General features: G+C 45.7%; 16 protein-coding genes. 7 read left to right on the top strand and 9 right to left on the bottom strand.

The features are described from left to right. Positions 1 to 421: 421 nt before the first annotated feature. Positions 422 to 5,476: a caspase family protein gene (locus Q1B47_RS03840; RefSeq protein WP_299788910.1), complete on the bottom strand. Its 5,055-nt coding sequence runs from the start codon at positions 5,474 to 5,476 to the stop codon at positions 422 to 424. 895 nt (positions 5,477 to 6,371) lie between these two features. Next, entirely contained in the window at positions 6,372 to 7,529 is a 1,158-nt protein-coding gene (locus Q1B47_RS03835; RefSeq protein ID WP_299788907.1) for a serine hydrolase domain-containing protein, read from the bottom strand. A 244-nt stretch (positions 7,530 to 7,773) separates the two neighbouring features. Here Q1B47_RS03835 and Q1B47_RS03830 point away from each other — a divergent pair, with 244 nt between their 5' ends. Then, a complete protein-coding gene (locus tag Q1B47_RS03830; RefSeq protein ID WP_299788904.1) occupies positions 7,774 to 8,457 on the top strand; it encodes a Type 1 glutamine amidotransferase-like domain-containing protein in 684 nt (227 codons plus the stop codon). A gap of 80 nt (positions 8,458 to 8,537) precedes the next feature. Here Q1B47_RS03830 and Q1B47_RS03825 read toward each other — a convergent pair whose 3' ends face one another. The 3 genes from Q1B47_RS03825 to pdsR form a co-directional block, all read right to left on the bottom strand. Beyond that, the gene (locus tag Q1B47_RS03825) at positions 8,538 to 9,719 is read right to left on the bottom strand and encodes a cystathionine beta-lyase (protein ID WP_299788901.1); all 1,182 of its coding nucleotides are present in this window, start codon (positions 9,717 to 9,719) and stop codon (positions 8,538 to 8,540) included. A gap of 124 nt (positions 9,720 to 9,843) precedes the next feature. After that, positions 9,844 to 12,051: a proteobacterial dedicated sortase system histidine kinase gene (pdsS, locus tag Q1B47_RS03820; protein ID WP_299788898.1), complete on the bottom strand. Its 2,208-nt coding sequence runs from the start codon at positions 12,049 to 12,051 to the stop codon at positions 9,844 to 9,846. 76 nt (positions 12,052 to 12,127) lie between these two features. After that, entirely contained in the window at positions 12,128 to 12,820 is a 693-nt protein-coding gene (gene pdsR / locus Q1B47_RS03815; RefSeq protein WP_299789853.1) for a proteobacterial dedicated sortase system response regulator, read from the bottom strand. Positions 12,821 to 13,221: 401 nt separating this feature from the next. Here pdsR and pdsO point away from each other — a divergent pair, with 401 nt between their 5' ends. Genes pdsO through Q1B47_RS03800 form a run of 3 tightly spaced genes read left to right on the top strand, consistent with a single transcriptional unit; the run spans position 13,222 to position 16,807 of the window. Then, a complete protein-coding gene (gene pdsO, locus Q1B47_RS03810) occupies positions 13,222 to 13,959 on the top strand; it encodes a sortase-associated OmpA-like protein PdsO (RefSeq protein WP_299788895.1) in 738 nt (245 codons plus the stop codon). Positions 13,960 to 13,988: 29 nt separating this feature from the next. Beyond that, complete coding sequence (locus Q1B47_RS03805; protein WP_299788892.1) at positions 13,989 to 16,214, top strand: marine proteobacterial sortase target protein; 2,226 nt, start codon at positions 13,989 to 13,991, stop codon at positions 16,212 to 16,214. Beyond that, on the top strand, positions 16,211 to 16,807 hold the full coding sequence (locus tag Q1B47_RS03800) for a class GN sortase (RefSeq protein ID WP_299788889.1): 597 nt from the start codon (positions 16,211 to 16,213) through the stop codon (positions 16,805 to 16,807). Before Q1B47_RS03805 ends, Q1B47_RS03800 begins: the two co-directional genes overlap by 4 nt. 9 nt (positions 16,808 to 16,816) lie before the next feature. Here the strand turns inward: Q1B47_RS03800 and Q1B47_RS03795 are convergent, their stop codons facing one another. From Q1B47_RS03795 to Q1B47_RS03780, 4 genes are all read right to left on the bottom strand, one after another. After that, complete coding sequence (locus Q1B47_RS03795; RefSeq protein ID WP_299788886.1) at positions 16,817 to 17,842, bottom strand: GGDEF domain-containing protein; 1,026 nt, start codon at positions 17,840 to 17,842, stop codon at positions 16,817 to 16,819. 134 nt (positions 17,843 to 17,976) lie between these two features. Then, entirely contained in the window at positions 17,977 to 20,601 is a 2,625-nt protein-coding gene (locus tag Q1B47_RS03790; protein ID WP_299788884.1) for an MlaD family protein, read from the bottom strand. Then, positions 20,588 to 21,223 (bottom strand): paraquat-inducible protein A, encoded by a 636-nt coding sequence (locus Q1B47_RS03785; RefSeq protein ID WP_299788882.1) that lies wholly within the window; start codon positions 21,221 to 21,223, stop codon positions 20,588 to 20,590. The genes Q1B47_RS03790 and Q1B47_RS03785 overlap by 14 nt, the downstream gene beginning before the upstream one ends. Beyond that, complete coding sequence (locus tag Q1B47_RS03780) at positions 21,216 to 21,842, bottom strand: paraquat-inducible protein A (RefSeq protein ID WP_299788880.1); 627 nt, start codon at positions 21,840 to 21,842, stop codon at positions 21,216 to 21,218. The genes Q1B47_RS03785 and Q1B47_RS03780 overlap by 8 nt, the downstream gene beginning before the upstream one ends. A gap of 212 nt (positions 21,843 to 22,054) precedes the next feature. On the opposite strand from Q1B47_RS03780, the gene Q1B47_RS03775 reads away from it, so the two are divergent. From Q1B47_RS03775 to proQ, 3 genes are all read left to right on the top strand, one after another. Further along, complete coding sequence (locus Q1B47_RS03775) at positions 22,055 to 22,339, top strand: YebG family protein (protein WP_299788878.1); 285 nt, start codon at positions 22,055 to 22,057, stop codon at positions 22,337 to 22,339. A 17-nt stretch (positions 22,340 to 22,356) separates the two neighbouring features. After that, positions 22,357 to 22,836, top strand: coding sequence for a GAF domain-containing protein (locus tag Q1B47_RS03770; protein WP_299788876.1), 480 nt, complete (start codon positions 22,357 to 22,359; stop codon positions 22,834 to 22,836). A gap of 267 nt (positions 22,837 to 23,103) precedes the next feature. Then, complete coding sequence (gene proQ, locus Q1B47_RS03765; protein WP_299788874.1) at positions 23,104 to 23,745, top strand: RNA chaperone ProQ; 642 nt, start codon at positions 23,104 to 23,106, stop codon at positions 23,743 to 23,745. Positions 23,746 to 23,763: the final 18 nt, after the last annotated feature.

The raw sequence follows: 23,763 nt of genomic DNA, 5'->3' as shown, positions 1-23,763 counted from the left end.
TGCCGAAGGTCACAGCCGCGTTTACACCTGAGTGTTTATTTCTTCGATTTAAGTTTTCAGGTTGTAGCTCGATTTTGGACAGAAGTGAGCTTAAGGCTTATCTCTAGCTCATGAGCTTAGATTTGGAAAAGTATGGCAATTGTATGTGCGTAACGCCCCGTTCAGGCGCACATTTTATGTAGCGTTTTTGTGCAATAATTGGAGCCTGCGACAAATGCACAAAAATGGCGTAATAAAATGTGTCGCTTGCAACTGCTTGTTAGGTTTGAACCCTACTATGCCAGTACTGTATTTTATTCAAGACCCCAACATAGCATTTTATCGGGTTATAAATAACTCGAACAATTGAAGTTGAACGTCACAACTTTCTTTTTGTTTATGACCATTTTCTCAGGTGAAAATTTATAGCTTGGCCTTGGTCTTATGAAATTTGAACTAACACATTTTCGCTATCCGCATCTAAGATTGACTTTGGATTTTGAGCATATCCAAGCTCGTCATTAACATAGGATGCTACTGATTTAGCCAAATAGTCACTCAACGATCTATCTGTCACGTATTTTTCTGACAAAATTGCTTCAGGCTTCTCACCTTTTATAGCTTGAGATAGGTGGTAGGTCCAAATCCCTTGCTTCAAGTTATCACATGAATACGAGCTTTGTCCCGGTTGACACGAGAAATATGATGCCAGATAGTTACTATCACTTAATACGAGCTTTATTTCATCCACATCAATATTTGACAGCGTATTCCTGCTATTGTCACATACAAATGACTGTGCACAAGCGTCAATAAAAATCATCGCAGAATTACACTCCGACTTAGACAGAGGATCCAATAAGATATCGCGAAGTGAAATTGCAGTTTTATCAACATTCATTGGGTGCATATCGTAAGTAGATAAGTAATTAGTTACACCGTTATGAAAGCCGTGACCAACATAATAAAAAATAAGTCGATCTTTTGAGGACAGTCCATAGAAAAGGCTTTGTAGGTCATACTGCAAGCTGCTTTGTAATGCTTCTTCATTAAGAATTAAATGAATATTTTCTTCTTCTACACCTAATTCATCAATTAAAACTGTCTTAAACAAGTGAGCATCTCGCTCAGCATATTTCACCGGAGGAATCTGGTTTTGTTCTCTAGTAGCGTAATTTTCAATACCAATAATAAGTGCTACTGTTTTTTCAAAACTTGGCTTTGATAAAGTTTTCTCTGCTTGAGGAGATGTCTCATGTTTAAGTTTATTTTCGCTTCCTTCTCTTATATATATTTCATCGCCGAGGGATATTATATCTTTGGACTTTTCGGTCTTTATAACAAAAAGCCGTTTTGCATTACTATCAATCCAATCACAAATAACCTCAGGCTTCTGTGAGAGGAATGAAATTGCTTCCGTCATGATTTCACCAATTCGGTAATCAGAGCTTATACCAACTGTCTCATTCAGAGTTGATGTAACCTCGTTGATTCCAAAGACTAAAGTACCGCCTTCTGTATTTGCGAAGGAAGCTATTATTTTAGCAACCTGAAAAGGTGCTAAAGGAACTGCATTAAATTCGTGCGTTATAGATTTTTGTTTGTTACATAACTCTGTTACTTCAGCACTTGAAATAGCTAACCTGGTTACCGGAATTTTATTTATTTCTGTTAACTTGAGAAGTTGTCCCAAAGTGATCTTTTGGGGCGTATTTTTGCCATCTTCGCACCATAGCTCAGCATCTACATACTGCAGCACATCAAACTCTGAAGTGTAATAAAGCAGAACTTCATCATTATCTGAAGGTCTAGCGACTACGGTTACACTTTTTCCATTCTTAGTGATACCTCCGATAATACTTTTGGCTATTTCATAGTGATTAGAGCAATCGTATTCGGGTAAAGAATTTAAGTAGTTAACAATGTTTTTTACTGCTCTTGATATTAACCCTTGGACATACTTTAGCCGTTCATAATCTGCTGAAGGGATATGAAAAAAACTTGGGGAAATACCCTTTATATCTACTTCTTCTTCAAGCTCTTCAAATGAGCGTATAGTTTTACTAGCCAAAGGTGCTTGAATAGTTTCACCTGTGACAGATGTTTGCTTATTGATGAATAATTCAGTATCTAAAATCTCAATACACAATTCTTTGAAATGATCGTTTATTTCACTATTTTCTGACCTTAAGAGAAAATCTAGTTTCTTATCGTGACCTAGTAACTCAAAGTAATTGCATAGCTTATCTGAAAGTTCTATTAATACTCGATTCGCATTCCACGGCTTTGTCACATAAAGCTTATTCTCATCAAAATGCAAATTAACATTTCTAATGAAGTCGATATCACCATATTTAATCTGTAATGCATCAGCTTCAATAGCTTCTAACTTCGACAGTTTATCGTCTAACTTTGCAATATTTTCTTTAGTTGTATCATCACTGTATTCATTAGTTATCCAAGCTTTAAAATACGCAATTATATTTTCTAGTTTAGTTATGAAGCCGTTAGATTTTTCAGGGGTTGTTTTAATTAGCTCAAAATCACCTTGTTTCAAAACCTTAATATTGAAAGCCTTTAAAAATGATTTTAAATTAGGGTTTCTTTTGTTTTCTGCATTCAATTCTAAAAAATCAAACTCATCATGGAATATGTTGCTATTTCCATCTAAGAAATATTTCAAAGAACTGCAACTTACAGGAGTGCCACTAGTATTTTGCAATTGTGAGTCTTTGGCCCACTCTTCAACTTGTTTTAACTCTTGTTCATTCCAATTAACACACTGAGTCAATAACTCTTTATAGACTAACTGTATTCTTTCGATATTTTTCTTTTTAACATTACCTTTATCAGTTGTGTCGTTTGATATTTCTTTAAGAAGTTTTAGATGGTCAGCAATCTCTAAAGAAGTTTTAAAGTCAAAGAATGAGAGCCAATTAGGTGTTAATTGAACACCATCAAATATGGGTAGGTAATTACCTGCAATTTTCTTCATTTCTTCTGTATTAAGAAGCACTTTATCTGATGATTCACATTCCTTAGTGACAACAGGTATACACTTGAGGTTTTTGATAAACCATGAGGTATAACTACCAACTTCGTCACCACTTGTTCTACCTGGCCTACCAGAGTTACCCCAGAATGCTATTGGAAATGAAATTAGATCTGTAGCAGAGCAATTTTCAACAATATCTCTCCAAAACTGTAGAGAGAATTGGTAATTATCAATTGAGTCGTTTATAAACTTAAGAGTTGATATTTTACTATAAGTATCAGCTGTAAACGTTGTTTGCCAGGGATTGAATTTTTTATCACTCCCATCAAAATAATTATTTAAATAGCCTTGTGTCACCAGCTCTGTTCGGCTTGTTTTATCTTCAATTGTTATACAAGTTATTCCATCTTGAACACCAAGTAATTTAAAAAACCTCTTCCATTCATCTGTATCTGCTTTTGTAGTTAAATAAACATCACTAACAAATATATCTTTATTTAGCATACCTTCTATTTCTAGACGAGGTGAATATATTTTCGATAAAAAACACTCACTTGCCTTTAGTAGGCATCCTTGAACAGTCATTAGTTTTAGGTTCGATAAACTTGAAAGCACACCTGCAGTTAAGTCACCTTTTTTATAAAGAGAAAATAGGTCATGCATGGTTTTAACTGCATTTTCTTCTGTAATATAACTTTCTGCATTAGGAATTATTGTTTTAGTAATAAAACTGATATCTGTTTTTTCAACCACCCCAAGATTCCCGAGCCATGACCTGATATTAATTTCAGTTGAGAGCCAATCTTGCAGCCTTTGGTGAATAAAAGATAATTCACTATCTTTTACATTCCAGCTTGTGTCCTTACTTGTTGGAAAATAAATGTCATATGGTGCGTTTAAAGCCCCTTTATGATCCCAAATAAAAGCTAATTTACTAAGTTGTGTGTTAGTAATGCTTTCAAAAGTTTCTTTTTCAGAAAGAAATTTAAGGTGCTTTATTAACTCTATGTTGTTTTCTATCGAATGAGCATCAATAAAGCCTTTTGATTTGACGAATTCAGCTAAACATTTCCATTCAAAAGTACTCGCTCCTAATGCTTTAAACTCCTTACCAAATCCAGTGTTTTCGACAAAGACTTTAGTACTTTCTTTCCCTGTTGATTCAGAACCGACAATAAATGATTTTATCGCTTCCTCACCAATAAATGACTTTCTCGATAAGAAAGTAAAGTCGATTATTGAGTCTTTAATTTTAACTAATGATTTCGGTTTCTCTCGCACAAAAGCAACAGTTTCGATAGCTTCTTGCCTACCTATATTAAATTGCGTTCCCAATTCATCATTGTGTATTTTATCTGGAATCAACTTATAAGCTTGATACTGATATTCAGTCTCAACTAAGCGTGCAATCCATTTGAATATTTCAACCGAAATACTCTTAAACAGCCATTGGTTCCACTTTGAGTCTGCGTGAAGGTGCTCTCGGTTTGCGTTGGTAAGAAAGCTAGTATTTACTAAAACAGGTAGTGAGTATTTAGTTTCTTCTGTAGGTAAATAAGAATATATTCGTCTTTCATTCTGATACAGTTTAACTATTCCATCAGTACCTGTTTTTGCAGCAAGTGTTAACTCAATGGTTTCGGCATTTAATAGCTTGTCGGGTATATTCCTTTCATCTTGAAGAGCGACTTTTAGATCACTAGGTACGCTCAATGTTATAGAGCTAGTCAACCATTTGTTTTGTTCGCTTTGACCATTTTTTAAAACTATACGGTTACTTTCAGAACGATCTATTTCAATATGCTTTCTATTATCTATGTCAAAATTAATTGATGAAATACTTTTCAGAAAAAGGTACATATTTACATCTTCTGACAATTCTTTAAGAGCCAAAAGAACATCGCCTTTATCATGTAATTCTATAATTGTCGCTACATTTGCTTTTATTGTATTTAGATATAGTTCTATAGGCTTCAAAATCCCTTCACTTACTTCGGTGTAAATAGGAGTTATCTGCCACGGGTTAACAAACTCTCTATCACTTTTTGCTTCCCACTCATCTTTTGTACCATCCCATATCCAATCAAATGGATAGGATGCGTCAAACCTAAAAAATTCATTATCGGTAAAAATCGTAACTTTATCAGACTGTCCAAAAACTGACTTAAACCCTATACCTTTATAGCCCGTTTTACTTGAGTCTTCTTTTTTAGTTCCATTATTAACATTACAAATACCTCTTATATCACGAGGACTAAACTTTCGGCCTGAATGAGCTACAACCAGAGAATTTCCGAATATCTTTATCCAAACTTTTACCGTACTTTCTGGCTCTGATGAATCATCTGCATTTTGTAAAAGCTCGTAAATGAAACGTTTTGAATCTGTATATAAATCCGTAGATAAAGACACTAAAGAGCTTGCTTGGTTTGTCGCTTGATCTGGTGTTGCATAATTAGTATTTTCATTGAATAAATCATCAATTACTTCTTTTATCTTCATTTGTAAATCTCTTTTAATGCTCAATTTTTGCTTCAGTAACTTCATTTGGCAGATATTGCTAATGTTTCTAGCTCATCGCCCACTTTCCAGCCTATGAACATTTTTAAAACTACATCAGCGTAATGATTCAGTCGATTTATACGCACCTACGTCCTAAACCTAACAGCTTATTGAATAGCAGCTCAATAAACTGCTGCCTAAAATTTAACTTACAGCAACTATGCCATGCTAATACACTGAAATAAAGCGACAAAATCAACATCGTTTCCAGAAAAGTTGAATAAGCCGCCCGCAAAGCTGAGCAAGTTGATGTAGAGGTCTCTACAACAAACAATCAAACCCTTTTAATTCAATTGATTAAACATTTAACGGCAGTTTATTGAGCATAAACATCAGGTTTTTGCTCACTTTTGTCGCGGGTTATCTGTGAGAAAATTATCGCTGTGTATTTGCATAATGTTTTTCGGGTTCTAAGTAACCCATTGATAAAAAACATAAGGCTATATTGGCTGTTCATTGGTGGCGATATGTCACTAGTTAACACGAAAAGGGGCAGAAGTAAGTTAGATATCCCGAAGCTTGCGGGTAGTTTGAAGCCTAATCGAAGAGATAACTTTTTTGTAAATCAGTCAGTGCAGATGCGTCTGAGGGTATCGAAAACAGGGAGGTTTTCGTTAAGCGGCCAAGGATGGCTTCACAGCGGCCCGAAGACGTATCTGCACATCCCCTCTCCGGGCAGGCGGTAGATAACAATGAAGGTAAAACCTTCAAATAAACTATCCAATACCGACTCAGCCAGAAGCTAAATTAAAAAAATATAACAAGCCTTCATTAGAAGGTGAGCTTATTGCCCGTTACGTTTAACGGGCATCGGTAATGGGCATAGATAACGGAATTATTTTTTAGCGGTCAATGTGGCCTGCTGTTTCATCACGCTGTGCCAGAAGCTGGCTCCCAGTTCTCCGATGACCCGGGATTCACCGTTGAGCAGCATGGCCATACCTATCTTAAGGCGTGGAGAGTAGGCGACCTCGGCGACGTAACCCGCCACCCAACCGGCGTGATAAACCAGCTCCTCGCCCTCGAAGTCATATACCCGCCACCCCTTACCGTAGTGGGCATTATTGAGGTAGTCTCTCCAGGCACGGCGCCTCAGCTCTTTGCTGGTGCGTACCCCCGGGGTCTTAATATCATTCAGGAGTCTGGGGCTGAGTACGTCCGGGTTATTGCCCAGGTTGGCTATCAGCCATTTAGAGATGTCCAGAATACTGGCGTTAACACCGGCGGCGGGCTCCACCTGATAGTAGTTAGGTTTTACCTTCACCTTTTTAAACCCTGAGCGGGTCTTGATATGGGGCTTAGCGCGGTTTTTGGTCGCAAGAAACTTGTCCATGCCGATTGAGGCCGAAGTCATCTTAAGTGGGGTAAATATTCTGTCTGTCACTAAATCTGCGTAGTCGCTGCCGGTCTGTTGTTCTATCACCGGCTGGATAAATGAGAAGGCGATGTTCTGATAGCTGTAACATTTTCCCGGAGCGCACATAGGTTCTAACTTGGAAAATTTGGGGATGATTTTTTCCAGCTTACGATTAGCATTGAGAATATTGTCGTAGCTGTTCGGCATCAGTCCGGTACTTTGACCTATTACGTGACCTAAGTTGATCTGTTTCGAGGCGACGGGATCGGCCAGAGTGAAGTCGGGCATATAGTCAATCAGGGGATCTTCCCAGCTAAATCGATTTTCGTGGACCAGCATGGTGGCCAGGGAGCCGGCAAAGGTTTTAGATACCGAGGCAAGGCGAAAGACGGTGTTGGAGTTAACATTGAGTTTGCCGCCTTTCTCCCTCTTGCCATAGGTACTTAACTTTAAAATGGCATCATCTTCGATAATGACGAAGGCGCCACCGGGAACCTTATTTTTTTTCAGCTGTTTATGAAATAGTGTCTTAAAGTCATCACTGATCCCCTGGTACTGGGATCTGGCCTCACCGGATGCGGAAAAAAAAAGGCTAAAGAGGGTGAGGGTGATAAGCGGAACAGGCGAACGAAACATGGATTGTATGGCTCCAATATGTGAGATGAAGGCTGCCCTGAAAATAGATCATAATTATAACAATAATCCTTGCCTATAAAATACAGCTTAATGAGCAATCGGGTTTGGCTGACGCATTTTTGCCCATAGCGTTAATTGAATTAGGCTAGCGGGGCTTGCTTAGTGGCGGGCCGAATTGGTTTTCATTGCAGCGCATTCAATCCCCGGTTAGGCTGTATCAACTCTAATTAATGGATTAAATATTATGACCTTAGCCCTGGTGAGCGATGCCGGCAGCGATAATGGAATGGCGACGATTCAATGTGTACTTAACTCACTTGGCTTAAAGAGCCCCCGTGTGGCCTATATCGCCTCCGAGCCGGATCCTGAGCGTTGTTACTATCGGGCAACGCAGGAGATCTACCACCGGCTCGGCGCCGAGCTGTGCCACTATGTCGAGCTGGAAACCGACTTCGATGCAGCAGTTGCCGATGCCATGTTCGGTTTCGATGGGATACATCTGTCCGGTGGCGATACCTTCAGGTTTCTTAAGTGGCTTAAAAAAAGGAATCTGATTGAACCGCTACGAAAATACCTCAGTGAGGGCGGTGCGCTTATCGGGGTCAGCGCAGGTGCCATGATAATGACCCCCTCAATCGAGAGTGCCTGGCTTTGTGGTGACAGTAATGATGTTCAGTTACAAGATCTAACGGCCCTGTCACTGTTGCCGTTTCAGTTTATCCCACATGTGGACAGCGATATCAAAAATGGCTCGGCGCTGCTCGATACCCTGTCAGCCAGATACGCAGATGTGAATAGCCCCTCGCCACAGCGATGGGATAAGCCAACTGCTGAGCTCTGTTTTTGCCCCGATGATGCGGGAATTGCTGTGATAGACGGTGAGGTCATCGAATTTGGCCAGCCCGTCAACTACCGGGCAGGGAGTTAACAGTCCGGGTTTACTGTGTCAGTGAACTAGTGCTATAAAAAAACCGCCTCAAAGACGGTTTTTTCGCTAGTAATCATGGGTTACCTGTTCTTAAGCGCCCTATTGAAGCGCTCGAAGCCCGCTTCAAGATCGGCAATCAGGTCGTCGGGGTTTTCAAGCCCGACATGGAGGCGTACCAGGGGCTTGCTGCTATCCCATTTGGTGGCCGTTCTCAATTTATCTATACCAAAGACGCCTAAGATGAGGCTTTCAAACCCGCCCCAGGAGAAGCCCATCTTAAAGTGCTCCATATTTTCAACCAGTGCCGTGACCGAGTTAAGGTTGCCTTCTTTGAGCACAAATGAAAACAGGCCATTGGAGGCGGTGAAGTCGCGTTTAAAGAACTGATGGCCGGGGCAGGTGTCGAAAGCCGGATGGCGGATGTGGTCTACCTCGGGCCGGCTGGCCAGGTAGTTGGCAACCTTGAGTGCATTTTGTTCATGCTGCTGCATACGCACTCCCAGCGTTCGCAGTCCGCGGCTGGCCAGATAGACATCATCGGGGGAGGTGCATTGCCCCATCAGGTAACTATTTTCTCTCAGCTGATCCCAGTGGGCCGCATTGGCGGTGGCGGTTCCCATCATGACATCTGAATGTCCAACAATATATTTAGTGGCGGCCTGAATCGAGATATCGACGCCCATATCGAAGGGGCGCGAGTTGATGGGAGATGCCCAGGTGTTATCGAGCATGACGACGATATCGTGTCTGTGCGCAATTTCACTCAGCGTCGGCACGTCCTGCACCTCCATGGTGATGGACCCCGGCGACTCGAGAAACAGTACCTTGGTATTGGGCCTGATAAGCTCGCTGATCCCTGCACCTATCATAGGATCGTAATAGGTGGTTTCGATTCCAAGGCCCGCAAGTAGCTTATTACAAAGGTCCCGGGTAGGCTCATAGGCACTGTCGACCATCAGCACGTGATCGCCGGCTTTCAGGAATGAGAGCAGGGCACCGCTGATAGCTGCCGAACCCGAGGGATATAGTGCGGTTCCAACGCCCCCCTCCAGCTCGGCGATGGCGGCCTGAAAGGCGAAGTGGGTCGGTCCTCCGCGCCTGCCATAAAACATCTCTCCATTGGCCCGGTTTTTGGTGGCGAAACGCATCTCCTCCATGGTATCAAACACCATGGTCGAGGCACGAAATACTGGAGGGTTGATGACGCCTTTGGTCCACTTTTTATCTCGACCGGTACTGATTATCTGTGTCTCTTTTTTCATAGGGTACTGTCCACAACCGAAGAGGATTAAAATTATTTAGCCATCTTAACATCTATACGGCTAAATGAAAGCTCAAGTTAACGGCTCATCTGCCTACCCATCTTAATCGAATTGAGAGAGTTAGCTACTCCTTGTGAAGTGGCAGAGTCACATGTATCTCTACCCCGGATTGAAGGTGCTTGTGTTCACTGTCTTTGGTCTGGCCCTTTTGGTGACTGGAGATGTTGCCAGCCACTATGGAGCCCTGATGGAACTGGGTTATCAGCCTGGCAATATAGAGCCCCAGACCCAGGTGAGGCTTATCCTGGGCTTTTTGTTGACGTACCGAGACCATTGACTCGAAGATCTGTTCACTCATCTTATCCGGTAGCTCAGGCCCTAAATTGCCGATGGTCAGCACTGCTTTTCGGTTTTTAACCTCGAGCGACACAGTGATAGGGGTGCCGGGCAGACAAAACTCCAGTGCATTGGCGATGAGTTTGTCCATCAGCTGGGCGATGTACTCGGGTACCCCGCGCATGGTCAATGGCTCATCGGGTATGCTGAGCACAAACTCCTGCTGTGGATAGGTGAGTTGATAGCCTTGCATACAGCCGTTTACCACCTTAGATAGCGGGAAGGTATCGACTTCGGCTTTGGATAGACTCTCTTCGAGGCGCGTTGCCTCACTCATGTTATTGAGGATCATGCTAAGGCGGCTAACCCCCTCCTGAGCCCGGTCGACATATTTGCGACTGTCTTTATCGAGCTGCTGTAAACTCAGGTGTTCCAGAGATGAGCGCACAACGGCAACCGGTGTCCTCAGCTCGTGTGATAACCTGGATGACATATTCTCCAGATAGTGGGTGTACTGACCCAGACGGCTCACTATGCTGGCGAAACTTCTGGAGAGATCGCCGATTTCATCACGCACTTTTGAGCCCTGAATATGGTTGGTGATCCGTCCCTGACTGTCGATGGCGCGCTCGGCCTCGTCTCTTAGCTTTCGGATCCGGCTGGAGATGCTGGAAGCGAAGAAGAACAGGGCCAGGGTGCCCATGCTCATAACCGTTAAGATGACGTTGAACAGCTTCTCCAGCGCCTTGTTTCTCAGGGTCCGTATTCCATGGGTCGTCTCCTCGGATATCACGACACCCATGACCTTATCATCTATCCAGATGGGGCTGGCGGCGGCTAAGATCACGGCCTTGTTGTCCGGTGTCAGGCGCCAGGTCGAGCCTTGCTTGCCCGACAAGGCTTTTTGGATATGACTGCCTTCCAGAACGGTGGAATCCTGAAGTGAGTCGACAAAGTCCTTAGGTGGTGTTGTCAGTATCTTGTAATAGAGAGGGATCAGATAGTTACGTTTAAACTGCCCCCAGAAGGAGGGATCCGGCGCCTCTTTGACCGTCCGGGTCCAGACGCTGCTGCCGGTGCGAATATCGCCGGACTTGGCCAGTACCCGTCCATGTTTATCCACCACCCAGATCCGCGAGCTGTTATGGCTCATTCCCTTGATGATGCTCTCAATCTCGGGAGAGGGCACCAACACTGTGCCGAGTTTATCGACATCGTCGATGGCCGAGGTGCCGACAACGGCATCGAGCCGTCGGGTTTTGGGGTTATTGACATCGTGGATGGCAAAGCCTAACTTACTGCCAACCATATCCAGCGGCATACGCAGCTCGATGTTGTATCCCAGTTTTGTCTTTCTCCATTTTCCCTGTATCTGGACTTCGGGGGTGACCGGCGTGCTGAGTGCCGGGTCTTCCGGCAGCTCGAAGGCGCTTATCCAGCCATCTTTAATGGTGGAGATGATGTAACGTTTAAACACGCCATCGGGCGCGAGTGTGGCAATGGTCAGGTGATCGTTGAGATCGATCCTTAATGTGTTTTTACCACGATAGATCACATTGGGGTCGATAACTTCGAAGAAGCCATAGAGGTAGCCCGAGTACTTACCCACCATATGGGTAAAACTGACGTTTAGCGGGGTGTTGGGATCGGCTTTGAATATCTGATGGCTTTGGCCGTACTCTATGCTCTTGTGACGATAGTCTGCCCAGTCCGACAGTTTTCCATCGAGCTGAATCGGTCCCGCCAACGGGTAAGCATAGAGATCACGTCCCTGTTGAACCTGAGTTAAGAAGCTGGCCTGACTATCGAATAGTTTCGGTCTCTCGTGCAGGGCGGTGGCAAGGGCCTGCGTCGTGCCCTCCAGTGTCTTCTCCTGCCCGTGTCTGAGGTATTTCTCCATCTCCCAAACGTACTGGTAGCCAAGCCAGGGAAGACAGAGCAGAAATAGTGACAGGACGGCAACCTTGGTTCTAAGACCTATAGGGAGGTTAAACATCAGCAGATCGCCAGGTCGATAATGCCGATATCGGAGGTTGAAGTGTTGTAATGCGCATAGAGAGTGGTGTCATCGTTTACCCCTGAGGATCCCAGCGGTAACCCATGCCATAGACGGTATCTATGCAATCGAACTTCTCATCCTGAGCGACGAATTTCTTTCTGATCCGTTTGACATGAGAGGTGATAGTGCTGTCGTCGACAAATATTTTTGCCTCCTGCATCAGCTCCTGACGGTTCTTGACATGGCCCGGGCGCTTGGCAAGGGCGTGCACCATCCAAAATTCGGTGACGGTGAGCTCAATAGGGGCATCTTTCCAGTACACCTGCATCCGGTTGGCATCGATAGTCAGCGCATCCCGCTCGAGGAGGTTATCGTTTGTCTGTGCCTTATTCTGAAGATCAGAGCGTCTGAACAGGGCGGCAAGTCTGGCTATCAGATGTGGAAAGCTTACATCTTTACTCAGGTAATCATCGGCGCCCAAGCGAAGTCCGCAAACGGTATCGAAGTCACTGTCTCTGGCCGTTAAGAAGATGATCGGCAGGTTGCTCGACATGGCGCGCAGTGATTGACAGAGGGTGAAGCCACCATCTATCTCGTCTTCGAGTCCGATATCGATAATAGCCAGATCCGGCAATCGGGTACTGAAAGCCTGCATGGCGGTGGGGCGGTTAGGATAGGCCTGTACGCTGTAGCCCTGCTGCTGCAGTACCTCTTTGTAATTTTCCCGGATAGCGACTTCATCTTCTACGATTGCTATGCGTTTCAGTGACATGAAATAAACCTTGCTTGTTGTGATGCTGGTAATGACGGTTCATTGGTGCTGCACTATAGGGAGCTAGCCTGCACCTGACTCATCTTTGGCTTATGTATGGTGCAATATCTATAGGAGAGCTCAACTGTCACCCTATCGTTTGCAATAGGGTTAACGGCTGAGCAGCTTGCCATACTTTGCCTTGTTGCCAGTGACTATACAGGAAAAATGGTGGGATAAAAGGCAACTGAGTCAATTGCCATTTTCTTGCCACAATTCATAGTTGTAATGCCATTTTTGCTCCCCTGCTTTGACATTTAAATCATGTTTAATTCACTCATCGAAACGGTGTCGGGTTTTGAAACGATAAATACCGACTCCTCATATATTGAAACCATAAGCGTAGGGAAAACAAAATGAAAAAGCAGATAATCGCAACTATGTTAGTAAGCAGCCTGGCCGTATCAAATGTCAGCTTCGCAGCCGATACCGATGGTGAGCGTCAACATCACGAAGAGCTGATCGGATTGAGTTCAGGCATTGTGCTCGGTGCTGTGGTTGCCGGTCCGGTCGGTGCCATCATAGGTGCCTTTACCGGTGGCATCATAGGCAAGTCCGTTGCCGATGAATCGGAGCTTGAGTCTCAACAGGCACAATTGGCGCTTCAGGAATCCAGAATGAATCAGCTGAGCGATGAGAACCGGTCATTGATGGCGATATCGGATCAATATGAGGAAGCACAAATTCAGCTGACTCAGCTCAGAGCCGCACAGCAGCAGAAACTGACAGAGCTTAGTCTGGGGTTGAACGTACAGTTTAAAACAGGTTCTTCTGAACTGGTCCCACATTTTAAGGAGCAACTCGATGAGGTGGCCTACGCCATGTCTTTGTCCCCGGAGTTAAGGCTGGATCTTACCGGTTATGCAGACAGAAGAGGAGACAGCACCTATAACCAGGCACTGTCTGAACAGAGAGTTGCCGAAGTAAAGAGCTATCTGGTTAATAAAGGGGTAGAGGAGGGACGGTTGGATTTCAGGGCCTATGGTGCCAGTGCGCCGATGACACAGGAGCAGAGCTTCGAGAATGATTTCTTCGATCGCAGAGTAACGGTAAAACTGGTAACAACTGAGTCTGCACTGACCGCGAACAACTAGTGCTGGTTTCATCATAAAGGAATATGTTTATGAAATTTGACTCAGCATCATCCGGCAGCCAGGGAGCCCCCATCCGGGGGGCTCTCGGTCACCTTGCCCTTGTCTGTGTATTACTGCTGTGTGTAGTCTCAGATGGGAATGCAGCGAATGAAACCGAGCCGATGCAGGGGAGCTTCGTTTATCGCTTGCCCGGCGCGGGTGGGGAGATAGAAGAGCGGGTTTCACTGCCATTACAAACCGAAGTTGAGATGAAGGTCTCAGGTTGGGTCAACCGGGTGAAGGTGAAACAGACATTTAAAAACCTTAGTGGTCAGTGGCTCAACGGCAGCTATCGGTTTCCACTGCCTAACGAAGCCGCGGTTGATGGGATGAGATTACTCGTCGGCTCACGGGTTGTCGAAGGGCAGGTTAAGGAGCGAGTCGAGGCGAAGAGAGTATTTGAGGAGGCCAGAAAGACAGGTAGGCGAGCCAGCCTGGTTGAGCAGGAACGACCAAATATTTTTTCGACCTCGGTGGCCAATTTAGGTCCGGGTGAACTGCTGGTGGTAGAGATAAATTATCAGGAGCTGGTGGCCTTTGATGCGGGCGAGTTCAGCCTCAGGTTTCCTATGGTCGTTAATCCAAGGTATTCCCCGGAAGATAAAGACAGGCCAGCTGACGATTTTCAATACCAGAGTATCACTGGTGATGAGAGTTGGCTGGATCAGTTCTCAGCTGTGGGAGCATTGCTTAGTCGCAGGGCTGGGAGAAGCTCAACAGCTCCTTCGGTGAATATCCGGGTAGAGCTCGATGCCGGGATTGGGCTCGATGAGATCGTGAGCCCCTATCATGATATAGATATGACGCCACTGAGTAATACCTCCTATCGGCTCCAATCAGAATCTCAACTGGTAGCCGACAGAGATTTTGTGCTGCGCTGGCGGCCTGTTGCGGGCAGCGAGCCTACGGCCAGTGTGTTTACCCAGAGGGGACAAACCTATTCGACAGAAGAATCGATGAGTGAAACCGGGGAGAAGCTGGCTAACCCGGACGATTATGCACTGATCATGTTGCTTCCCCCCTCTGAGCACAGGAACATAGATCCTATTCCCAGAGAGTTGATCTTAGTGATAGACACGTCAGGCTCTATGTCGGGGGATGCCATGGAGCAGGCTAAAGCGGCGATGAAGTTCGCATTAGCGGGCCTTGACAGTGTTGATTCCTTTAACGTGATCGAGTTTAACTCACACGTGACTTCACTCTCTTCTGAGCCATTAGTCGCAAATAGCAGGAATATCATTATGGCGAATCGATTCGTCGATTCGTTAACCGCTGACGGGGGAACCGAGATGGCACCGGCACTGGAAATGGCGCTGACTCACAGAGCCGATACAGCTGGTTATCCCGTGTCTTCGGGCATAAAAGCTGAAACGGGAAGTCGATTAAGGCAGGTGCTGTTTATGACAGATGGTGCCGTGGCAAATGAAGCAGAGTTATTTAACCTGATAAAATATCGAATTGGAGAGAGTCGCCTGTTTACCCTCGGCATAGGCTCTGCGCCCAACTCTCACTTTATGCAGAGAGCCGCAGAGTTTGGCAGGGGAACCTTTACCTATATTGGCCATTCAGATGAGGTAAAGCAGAAGGTTCAGGGACTGCTGCATAAGATTGAGCAGCCGCAGATAACCGATATAAAGCTCAGATATAGCGATGGCACGGTGCCGGACTACTGGCCGGCCAGAATACCGGACCTATACAGCGAAGAGCCGCTTCTGGTTGCGATAAAGATGCGTCACTCGGTTTCACCCGACAAGGTCATAGTTTCAGGAATGATTGCGGGTAGGTATTGGCAGGAGCTGCTGTCGCTGGATAGCGCAGTCTCTGAAGCAGGCCTGGATCTTATCTGGGCCAACAAACAGATAGCAGCGCTCGAGCTGAGCAAGGATGGAGCGAATGACAGTAGGGTGAAGCAACAGATCATCGCTCTGGCTCTCAAGTATCACCTTGCGAGTAAGCACACCAGTCTCATCGCTGTAGATGTTACTCCGGTTAAGGATTCCTCTATTGTATCGAATAATGCCGCAGTGATCCCGGCAACACCATTTGGTTGGAGGCCACCCGAAGGTACGCTGCCGCAAACGGGCACAGATAGTCGGTTATTGGTTGCGATGGGGCTGATCTTGTTAAGTCTGTTGATAGCTTACATGTTGAGTTTTCCCGCAAACATAAGCAGATCATTGGTGCAAAAGATGGCGGGAAATCGAGATGCGTTATGAAGTTATCCCAAATTTTACATCTTACCCTAATCGGTTCGATACTCATTTTCAGTCTTACATTAATTGGCAAGGGGACATATATGCAAGCTAAGGCTCATTTTGCTCAATACCTGATAATGCAGGCCTGGGAGCAGACATTGGAGGACAGTCAGCCCCATAAGCCCTGGAGTTGGGCCGATACCTACCCGGTATCTAAGATGACATTTATTGCCGAAGGGGAGGAGTCGACATCGCAGCGGGTACTCTATGTTCTGGCGGGGGCTTCCGGAAGAAATCTAGCCTTCGGTCCGGCTGAGCTCGATATTAACTCACAGAAACGAGGCGGGAACAGGGTCATAGCCGGGCACAATGACACCCATTTCTCGATACTCAGCGGGGTTAAAACCGGAAGACAGATCCGCCTGCAAGATGCCAGTGGCAACGAGCAGCTGTACCGGGTAACAGAAACCTTGGTCGTTCATGAATCTGATACCCGGGTGCTCGAACCATCGAATGATAAGCTGTTAACCCTAATCACCTGTTATCCCTTTAACTCCCTGGAGGTGGGGGGAGCCTTACGTCTGGTTGTTAAGGCTGAGGCCGTCATCGGCTAGCGGATTGTGTTAACTTGAGATCGGCATGACGCGGTTTCGGCCCAGTCGCTTGGCTTCATAGAGTAGCTTATCGGCCTGCTCTATAAGCTGAGAGCCGTTCATGCCTGCTTGCCATTGAGCCACACCGAATGAGGCGGTGATGTTGTTGATCGTGGCTTCTTTTCGTCTATCTTTCAGGGAGACCTTCTCCAGACTGCGTCTCATCGCTTCGGCCAGGTGTCTGGCGGTTCTGAGCTGCTTGTTAGAGAGTAGGACAGCAAACTCTTCCCCACCGTAACGGTAGATCTTGACCCCCTCACGGCATGATTCGGAGAGACGTTTGGCCACGGCCTTAAGCACCTGATCGCCGAGCTGATGTCCGTAATTGTCGTTAAATGCTTTGAAATGGTCGATATCTACCAGGATAAGGCAGGTTCCTTCGGGGTTCTGGTTGAGGATCCCATTGAGATCGCTGTCGAATGCTCTGCGGTTGAGTATGCCTGTTAGTGCATCGAACAGTACATCTTTTTCAGACTGTTTAAGTTGCGATTTTAGCGCTTCTATCTCCTGTTGAGCCTTGCTCAGTTGCCCGGTAAAAAACTCGGTGCTGGAGCGGATCTCATCGGACTCTTTTACAAGGTTGCGAACCAGACCCAGTACCTTTTCCAGGCTTACTCCCTCCTCTTCGATTCTGTTAAGCTTGTCAAAGTTGCTGTCGATGCGGGTTTGAAACTGGGTGGCATCGAGGTTGGTATCTTTCAATGACTGGGACAGTTCGGTTGCCATGGCCTCAAGGTTCTGGCGCATATCTATGACATCTATCTCAACAGGATCGGAAACAAACTCCCGGTAGAGGAGTTCTGAATTCACCGGCGGACAGGTTTGATACTGTTCGACTATGGTATCGAGTTGTATATTCAGTGCCGGGTTCTGCTCACCTACATAGGCGTACCACAGTGCGTAATTGGTGGGGGTCGTGGGTATTTGATGTTTGAGCATCAATGGAACCGCTTTCTTTAAATTCTGCGCGGCTTGCTGCATTAATTCTTTACTCATTTCGATACCTGATTTGAATAAGCCAGTTTTTCTTAAACTTAGCCATTGAACCAATTTTAGAACAGATCTGCATTACGGGCTTAACCGAAAACCAGAATCATGATTCCGGTTTTCGGCTGCGTTTAAGCCTTAGTTCAGGGAGCGGTCTGTATCGGCGCCCAGCTTAACCATTTAGGGTTCAGCTTCTTGTGCAGGGTGAAGCTTTCATCGGCCGAGAGGCGGTTATCTGAGCGGGTCTGTTCCTGTGTTACAACACCTATACCACCGGCCATAATGGTCTCGAGTGAGCCGGTCTCAATCTGGGCACCGGAAAACAGTCCAATATCGACCTTTACTCCGGATAGATCCCAAAATTGGCTCGTCTGATTTACCAGATGTCGATACTGCTCTTCGATATGGGCACTCATCAGAACACTGTTACCCTTGTCAGAGAGTCGATAGCTGTCTACCTGGCCAATTTTAATACCGCGGAAGATGATAGGTGTTCCGGCTTTAATTGACCCTAAACTCCTATCTTCAAGGGTAAATTGTAACCACTGTTTTTTCACCACCACCGGTGTCGTCATGGCTCCGGTAAACTGTGAGCTGCTTCGAGTACTCTTACCGGGAGCGACGCCGACATAGGGGCCGGTTAGCATGGTCTCAGGCGCCTTGATCCCCGAAAGGGAGATCTGAGCATCGACCAGGTAATATTGCGCATCTTCCTGAGTGAAGTGCTCGGCGTAATCGCCATACAGGTAAGCACTCGCACTGACGCTTGTCAGGTCTTTACTCAAGGTTACGCGCTCAACTTCTCCCACTTGATGGCCCTGATAACGGATAGGGGCCTTGGCCGCTAACTTAACATCGGAGGGGAAGGTGAGGCTGATGGCCTTCGCCTGGGCGAGGGCTAACTTTTTGGACCCGTAGAGGTGAGTCTGTGAGCCCTTGGCATCAGATTCGAGTAGTCCCAGGCTGATACTGCCTTTTAACGCCCCCTGTATCGGAGCCAGATCGATCTCCAGTCCTGAAAGGGCAGCATTAACCGACATGGCGCTGTTACGCCAAAAAACAGAGTTGGGTTTGAGTAAACTTTTAAACTGCTTCTGGATACTCAGGCGTATTGAAAACTGTTCGGAATCCGCCAGCCAGTCGATACTGTCTACCCGGCCGATCTGCATCTTCTTGTAATAGACAGGCGAGCCGGGATTGAGATCGGCGCCGTCCGGACTGAGCAGGCTCAGCCTGGTGAGGTTTCTGTTGGCAAAGAAGGCCTGTGCGTCCTGCTCTGAGTCGAACAACATGAGTCGAGCGTTATTTTTGGCTAACTTTCTGCTTTTACCCTGAACGAGAGAGATTGCCCCCTTGGTCAATGTCGTCAGATCCCGTGTCTGTACCTTAACACCATCGAGGGATGCATCGATGGCCAGCGCCGACTCGGAGGTGAAGTAGCTGTTTTCCATGATGAGCTGAGAAAACTCGGGCCAGATCTCGATGTTATACTCAACAGCTGTCAGTGCATCATTGAGCTTTACCGAATTTACCTTGCCTATTGGGATCTGCTTATAACGTATCTCCGCATCTACTCCCAGTCCGGGATTCGTGTCGGCAGTTAAACGTAACTGGAGTTTAGACTGAGCGTGTTGTTCAGGGGCTTCATTGAGCAGTGCATATTGCTCAAGCGGGTCTCCGCTACCCAGAGAAAACTGGATGACACTACCGGTGATGAGCCGCTCGGGGTGTTGAATTCCCGATAGTGATAACTCTGCACCCTCGAGCCAGAATTGAGTCGAGCCCGACAACAGTTGTGCATGCTCCTCATCCAGCTTCGCCTTTAGCTGTACGCCTGAATCGCTCAACTCTGATTGGATAATACGGCCTATCTCTATGCCTCTGAAAACGATCTTAGTACCGACACCGGCCGCCTCGGCGTTGTCAGCCGTCAACATAAACTCTATGCCCCCCAGCGCCTCTTCCCGGCTGTCGAAAATTTGGTAACTCTGTCCGTTGCCTGCACCTGGTGAATCGTCATTTGAGCTGAAACTTAACCCTCCGGCCAGAATGGATGACAGGCTCTCTGATTTCACCTCTATCCCCGACAGCGATGCGTCTATGCTAAGACCGGAAACATTCCAGAACTGTGAGTCTGTTTTTACCAGGTGTGCATACTGCTTCTTGATAAAAGCGGTCATTAAGATGCGTTCAGAGCCCTCCAGACGGTAGCTGGTGATCTGACCGACAGGGATCTGGCGATAAAAGAGCTGCGAGCCAACATCCAATGACCCAAGGTTATCACTGGTTAGCTCTATGACCAGCCCATCTGTACCAGGCTGGACGGCGGGGGCGTTAATTTCGGCTTCGAAGAAGGATTTGGACTCGCCTTCACCCGGTTGAATCGCGATATAGTTGCCGGAGAAGAGGGCATCGAGCCCCTCCACACCGGTGATCGATGCCTTGGGGGCAACTAACCAGAACTTAGTGCCTTCATTAAGAAACGGCCCGGCGCGATAGTCCATCTTAAGGTCAACATTTACCCCCTTAAGATCATCATCGATACTGATATCGACAACTTTACCTACGGTGAGCCCCTGATAACGAACTAAGGTTTTACCTATATCGATCCCTGTTGCACTGGGGAAGTGGATCCGTACCTCGATGCCGGCTTCCTTGATACTTTTGACACCCAGCCAGGCGCCGAGAGCCAAGGCAACAAGAGGAAGTAGCCAAATAGGTGAAAATAGCTTCTTTTTTACAACTTTAGGTGTTTCAATTTGCGTCATCTTTCGATTCCAATCGATCCCAGAGTAAACGAGTGTCCAGCACCTTTGCCGCCATTTGAGTCAATAGAATGACCAGGGCGAATGCGGTTGCTGCCGGTGCGGGTTTTGCATCTAATAACTGGCCCATATTAACCAGTGCGGCGGTTATTGATATAACGAATAGGTCTAACATTGACCATCTTCCAATCCATTCGATGATATGAAATCCAATCATCAGCTTCTGTTTGGAGATCCCAAGCCGAAAGCTGATTGCGATCAGATAGACAGTCAGGCCTACGATTTTAAGCATAGGAACGAGAATACTGGCGGTGAACAGGATAATAGCGATGGGAAACATATCCGATTCGACTAAGTGCAGTATTCCGCTGAAGATGGTGTCGTGACGTATCTGTCCACGGTTGACAAGCATAGTGATCGGATAGAGGTTGGCCGGGAACAGCAAGATGGCCGCGGTGATAAGCAGGGCCCAGCTCTTATGCAGGCTCGAATGATCCCGGACGATTAACTCCTCGCCACAACGCTTGCAATGAATATCTTCATGGAGAGACAACTTTCGGCACGAGGGGCAGGGAGTCAGCCCGATATCTTTCCCCTGTGGCCGGTTGTTCAGCTCATCATTCATCCAGAACACTCCACATATGCTCCAGATTATATTCCCGTTGAAGAAATAACATCACCAGAAACAGCATGGTGAAGCAGAATGTTCCCATGCCCAGATAAATATCCGCAAAGTCTGAAAGTTGGAATACCGAAACGAGAATACTGATCATATAGATTTCGAGCATACTCAATTGCCCCAACAGACTCTGATAACTGAGCAGACGTTTCAGTATTTGACGAAAGAAGGGGGACTTTAATCGGTACTTGATGATTAAGATTTGTGATAATACCGACAGGATGAGTAAGCCAGGTGCAATGACTGCAGATATCAGGACGGCGATACCTACGATCCAGTAGCCCTGATTGGAGACCGCCATGGCCCCTTCAATAATAGTGGTGGTTCTGACACTCCCCAGAAAATGCAGCTCCAGTACCGGCATCACATTGGCAGGGAAAAAGAAGAGGACTGCGGTCAGGCATAGGGCCAACATACCGTTAATTGAACAGTACGGCGTATCGTATAGGGTCGTGTCACATCGAGGGCATAACGCACGTACACCGGAAGGCAGTGCCCGCTTTCGTATTACTAAGTCACAAGAGCGGCACAACACCACACTATTGTCAGCACAATCTGGTTCCATTGCCGATTTTAATCCGTATTACGCCTGTTAATGATAAATCTGTCTGCATTCAGTTATTGGGTATTCAATTCAAGCATGACAGCCAATCTAATTGATGGGACTGAATTTATTTGATAATAGGTCAGATACTATCAGATTTTCCAGAGTACTTGCATAAGAAGTTGTATTTATGAGACTCTGTAACTGTATATAAAAACAGTATGAGGGCAGTCATGGCAGTTGTTACTAAATTTGTTGTGGTCAGAGAAGGGGTTGAGAAGATGACATTTACATCTAAAAAGGAGGCCGATGCCTACGATAAGATGCTTGATATCGCGGATCAATTGGTGCCATTTTTGACCGGGTCTGATCTTGAACTCGATGAGGCTACCTGTGAAAAACTGAGTTTCTTTATGGCACAGAATAAAGAGCAGTTACTAAGCTTGTTGAAGGGCGCCCCTTTGAAAAAAGAGGCTTCATCAAAGAAGTCGGCTAATAAGAGCGAACCTAAAAAATAAATTGTTAGGAAGTTTGTATGATATCTGAATTTTATCGGTCCTTGGATAGTCAGGCACAAGCACTATTGTCTGGCGAAGATGATCTGATTGCGGCCATGGCTAATTTTTCGGCCCTTATTAATGATAGTGTAAAGGACTTAAATTGGGTTGGATTTTATCTGCTAAAAAACAAACAGTTAGTTCTAGGTCCATTTCAAGGTAAGGTCGCTTGTACTAGGATACCTTTAGGAAAAGGTGTGTGTGGTACTGCTGCCTCAGAGCGTAAAACACAACGCATTTCCGATGTTCACAAATTCGATGGTCATATCGCTTGCGATTCAGCCAGTAACTCTGAGATCGTCATCCCTGTGATGCATGATCAGGAGTTGGTTGCGGTTCTGGATATCGATAGTCCCAGCTTGGCGAGATTCAGTGAGACAGACCAAATCGGTCTGGAAAAACTGGTAAATAGCTTTGAAAATGCGTTATTTGGTCAAACTACAACCAATTTATCATAATTGGTGGTCGCATTCGTCAAAGTCCCGTTTATAATAGGCGGTTCGAATGATAAGGGCGTTGAGGTATTTCCATTCGTGGAATGAAAGCTTGGCGTTTGTTAATTGTAATTGCTAAGGTATGTTTGCTGTGTACGCTCTGAGTATCTGTTTTCAATGTAGCTATTGAGGCAAATATCCGGGCAATTACAGACAAATGTAAATGACTCTTGGTGACGTATCTTATTGATATGTACCGCCAGTGTCCCTTTTTTAACTGTGGAAGTAATGATGGAATCAACAGAGAAGTTGACCGACACCAACGCAATACTTGCGTATTTATATGAAACATTTCCTTTGTGCTTTATCGCCGAAGGTGAAACGAAGCCATTAAAAATTGGATTGTTTCAGGATTTGGCTGAAAGGTTAGCTGATGATTCTAAAGTCAGTAAAACTCAATTGAGAATTGCCTTAAGACGCTATACTAGTAGTTGGCGTTACCTGAAAGGCGTTAAAGCCGGTGCGCAGCGTATCGATTTAGACGGCAACCCTTGTGGTGAGCTGGAACAGGAGCATATCGATCACGCTCAGACTACTCTTAAAGAGAGTCAGGAAAAGGCAAAAGCTAAGCGAGTAGCAAAAGCTGCCGCCGCGAAGAGCGAAGCCCAGGCTGCTAAGGCAAATAAAAAGCCTGCTAAAAAACCAGCAGTTAAGCGTGCTAAACCAGCGGCTAAGCCCGTTAAAGAGCAAGCTCCGGCAGTTAATTTAACACCAGCCGTGTTAAATGAGCTGAAACAAAATCAGCGTGTTAATGTCAAACTAGGTAAGACACCAGTAACTGGCGTTATCTTAGACATTAAGAAAGAAGATGTTCAGGTGCAGTTAGACTCAGGTTTAACGGTTAAGGTACGTGTCGAACATATAATGCTGTAACTATCTCATAGTAAAGGA

The sequence above is a fragment of the uncultured Shewanella sp. genome, assembly GCF_947501225.1.
In the GTDB taxonomy this organism is placed as follows: domain Bacteria; phylum Pseudomonadota; class Gammaproteobacteria; order Enterobacterales; family Shewanellaceae; genus Shewanella.
This window is presented reverse-complemented; position numbering and strand designations above follow the sequence as displayed.

Bases quoted from the DNA above. Each gene is read 5' to 3' on its own strand.
- Q1B47_RS03840 (WP_299788910.1), bottom strand. From the start codon at position 5,476: ATGAAGATAAAAGAAGTAATTGATGATTTATTCAATGAAAATACTAAT.
- Q1B47_RS03835 (WP_299788907.1), bottom strand. From the start codon at position 7,529: ATGTTTCGTTCGCCTGTTCCGCTTATCACCCTCACCCTCTTTAGCCTT.
- Q1B47_RS03830 (WP_299788904.1), top strand. From the start codon at position 7,774: ATGACCTTAGCCCTGGTGAGCGATGCCGGCAGCGATAATGGAATGGCG.
- Q1B47_RS03825 (WP_299788901.1), bottom strand. From the start codon at position 9,719: ATGAAAAAAGAGACACAGATAATCAGTACCGGTCGAGATAAAAAGTGG.
- pdsS (WP_299788898.1), bottom strand. From the start codon at position 12,051: ATGTTTAACCTCCCTATAGGTCTTAGAACCAAGGTTGCCGTCCTGTCA.
- pdsO (WP_299788895.1), top strand. From the start codon at position 13,222: ATGAAAAAGCAGATAATCGCAACTATGTTAGTAAGCAGCCTGGCCGTA.
- Q1B47_RS03805 (WP_299788892.1), top strand. From the start codon at position 13,989: ATGAAATTTGACTCAGCATCATCCGGCAGCCAGGGAGCCCCCATCCGG.
- Q1B47_RS03800 (WP_299788889.1), top strand. From the start codon at position 16,211: ATGAAGTTATCCCAAATTTTACATCTTACCCTAATCGGTTCGATACTC.
- Q1B47_RS03795 (WP_299788886.1), bottom strand. From the start codon at position 17,842: ATGAGTAAAGAATTAATGCAGCAAGCCGCGCAGAATTTAAAGAAAGCG.
- Q1B47_RS03790 (WP_299788884.1), bottom strand. From the start codon at position 20,601: ATGACGCAAATTGAAACACCTAAAGTTGTAAAAAAGAAGCTATTTTCA.
- Q1B47_RS03785 (WP_299788882.1), bottom strand. From the start codon at position 21,223: ATGAATGATGAGCTGAACAACCGGCCACAGGGGAAAGATATCGGGCTG.
- Q1B47_RS03780 (WP_299788880.1), bottom strand. From the start codon at position 21,842: ATGGAACCAGATTGTGCTGACAATAGTGTGGTGTTGTGCCGCTCTTGT.
- Q1B47_RS03775 (WP_299788878.1), top strand. From the start codon at position 22,055: ATGGCAGTTGTTACTAAATTTGTTGTGGTCAGAGAAGGGGTTGAGAAG.
- Q1B47_RS03770 (WP_299788876.1), top strand. From the start codon at position 22,357: ATGATATCTGAATTTTATCGGTCCTTGGATAGTCAGGCACAAGCACTA.
- proQ (WP_299788874.1), top strand. From the start codon at position 23,104: ATGGAATCAACAGAGAAGTTGACCGACACCAACGCAATACTTGCGTAT.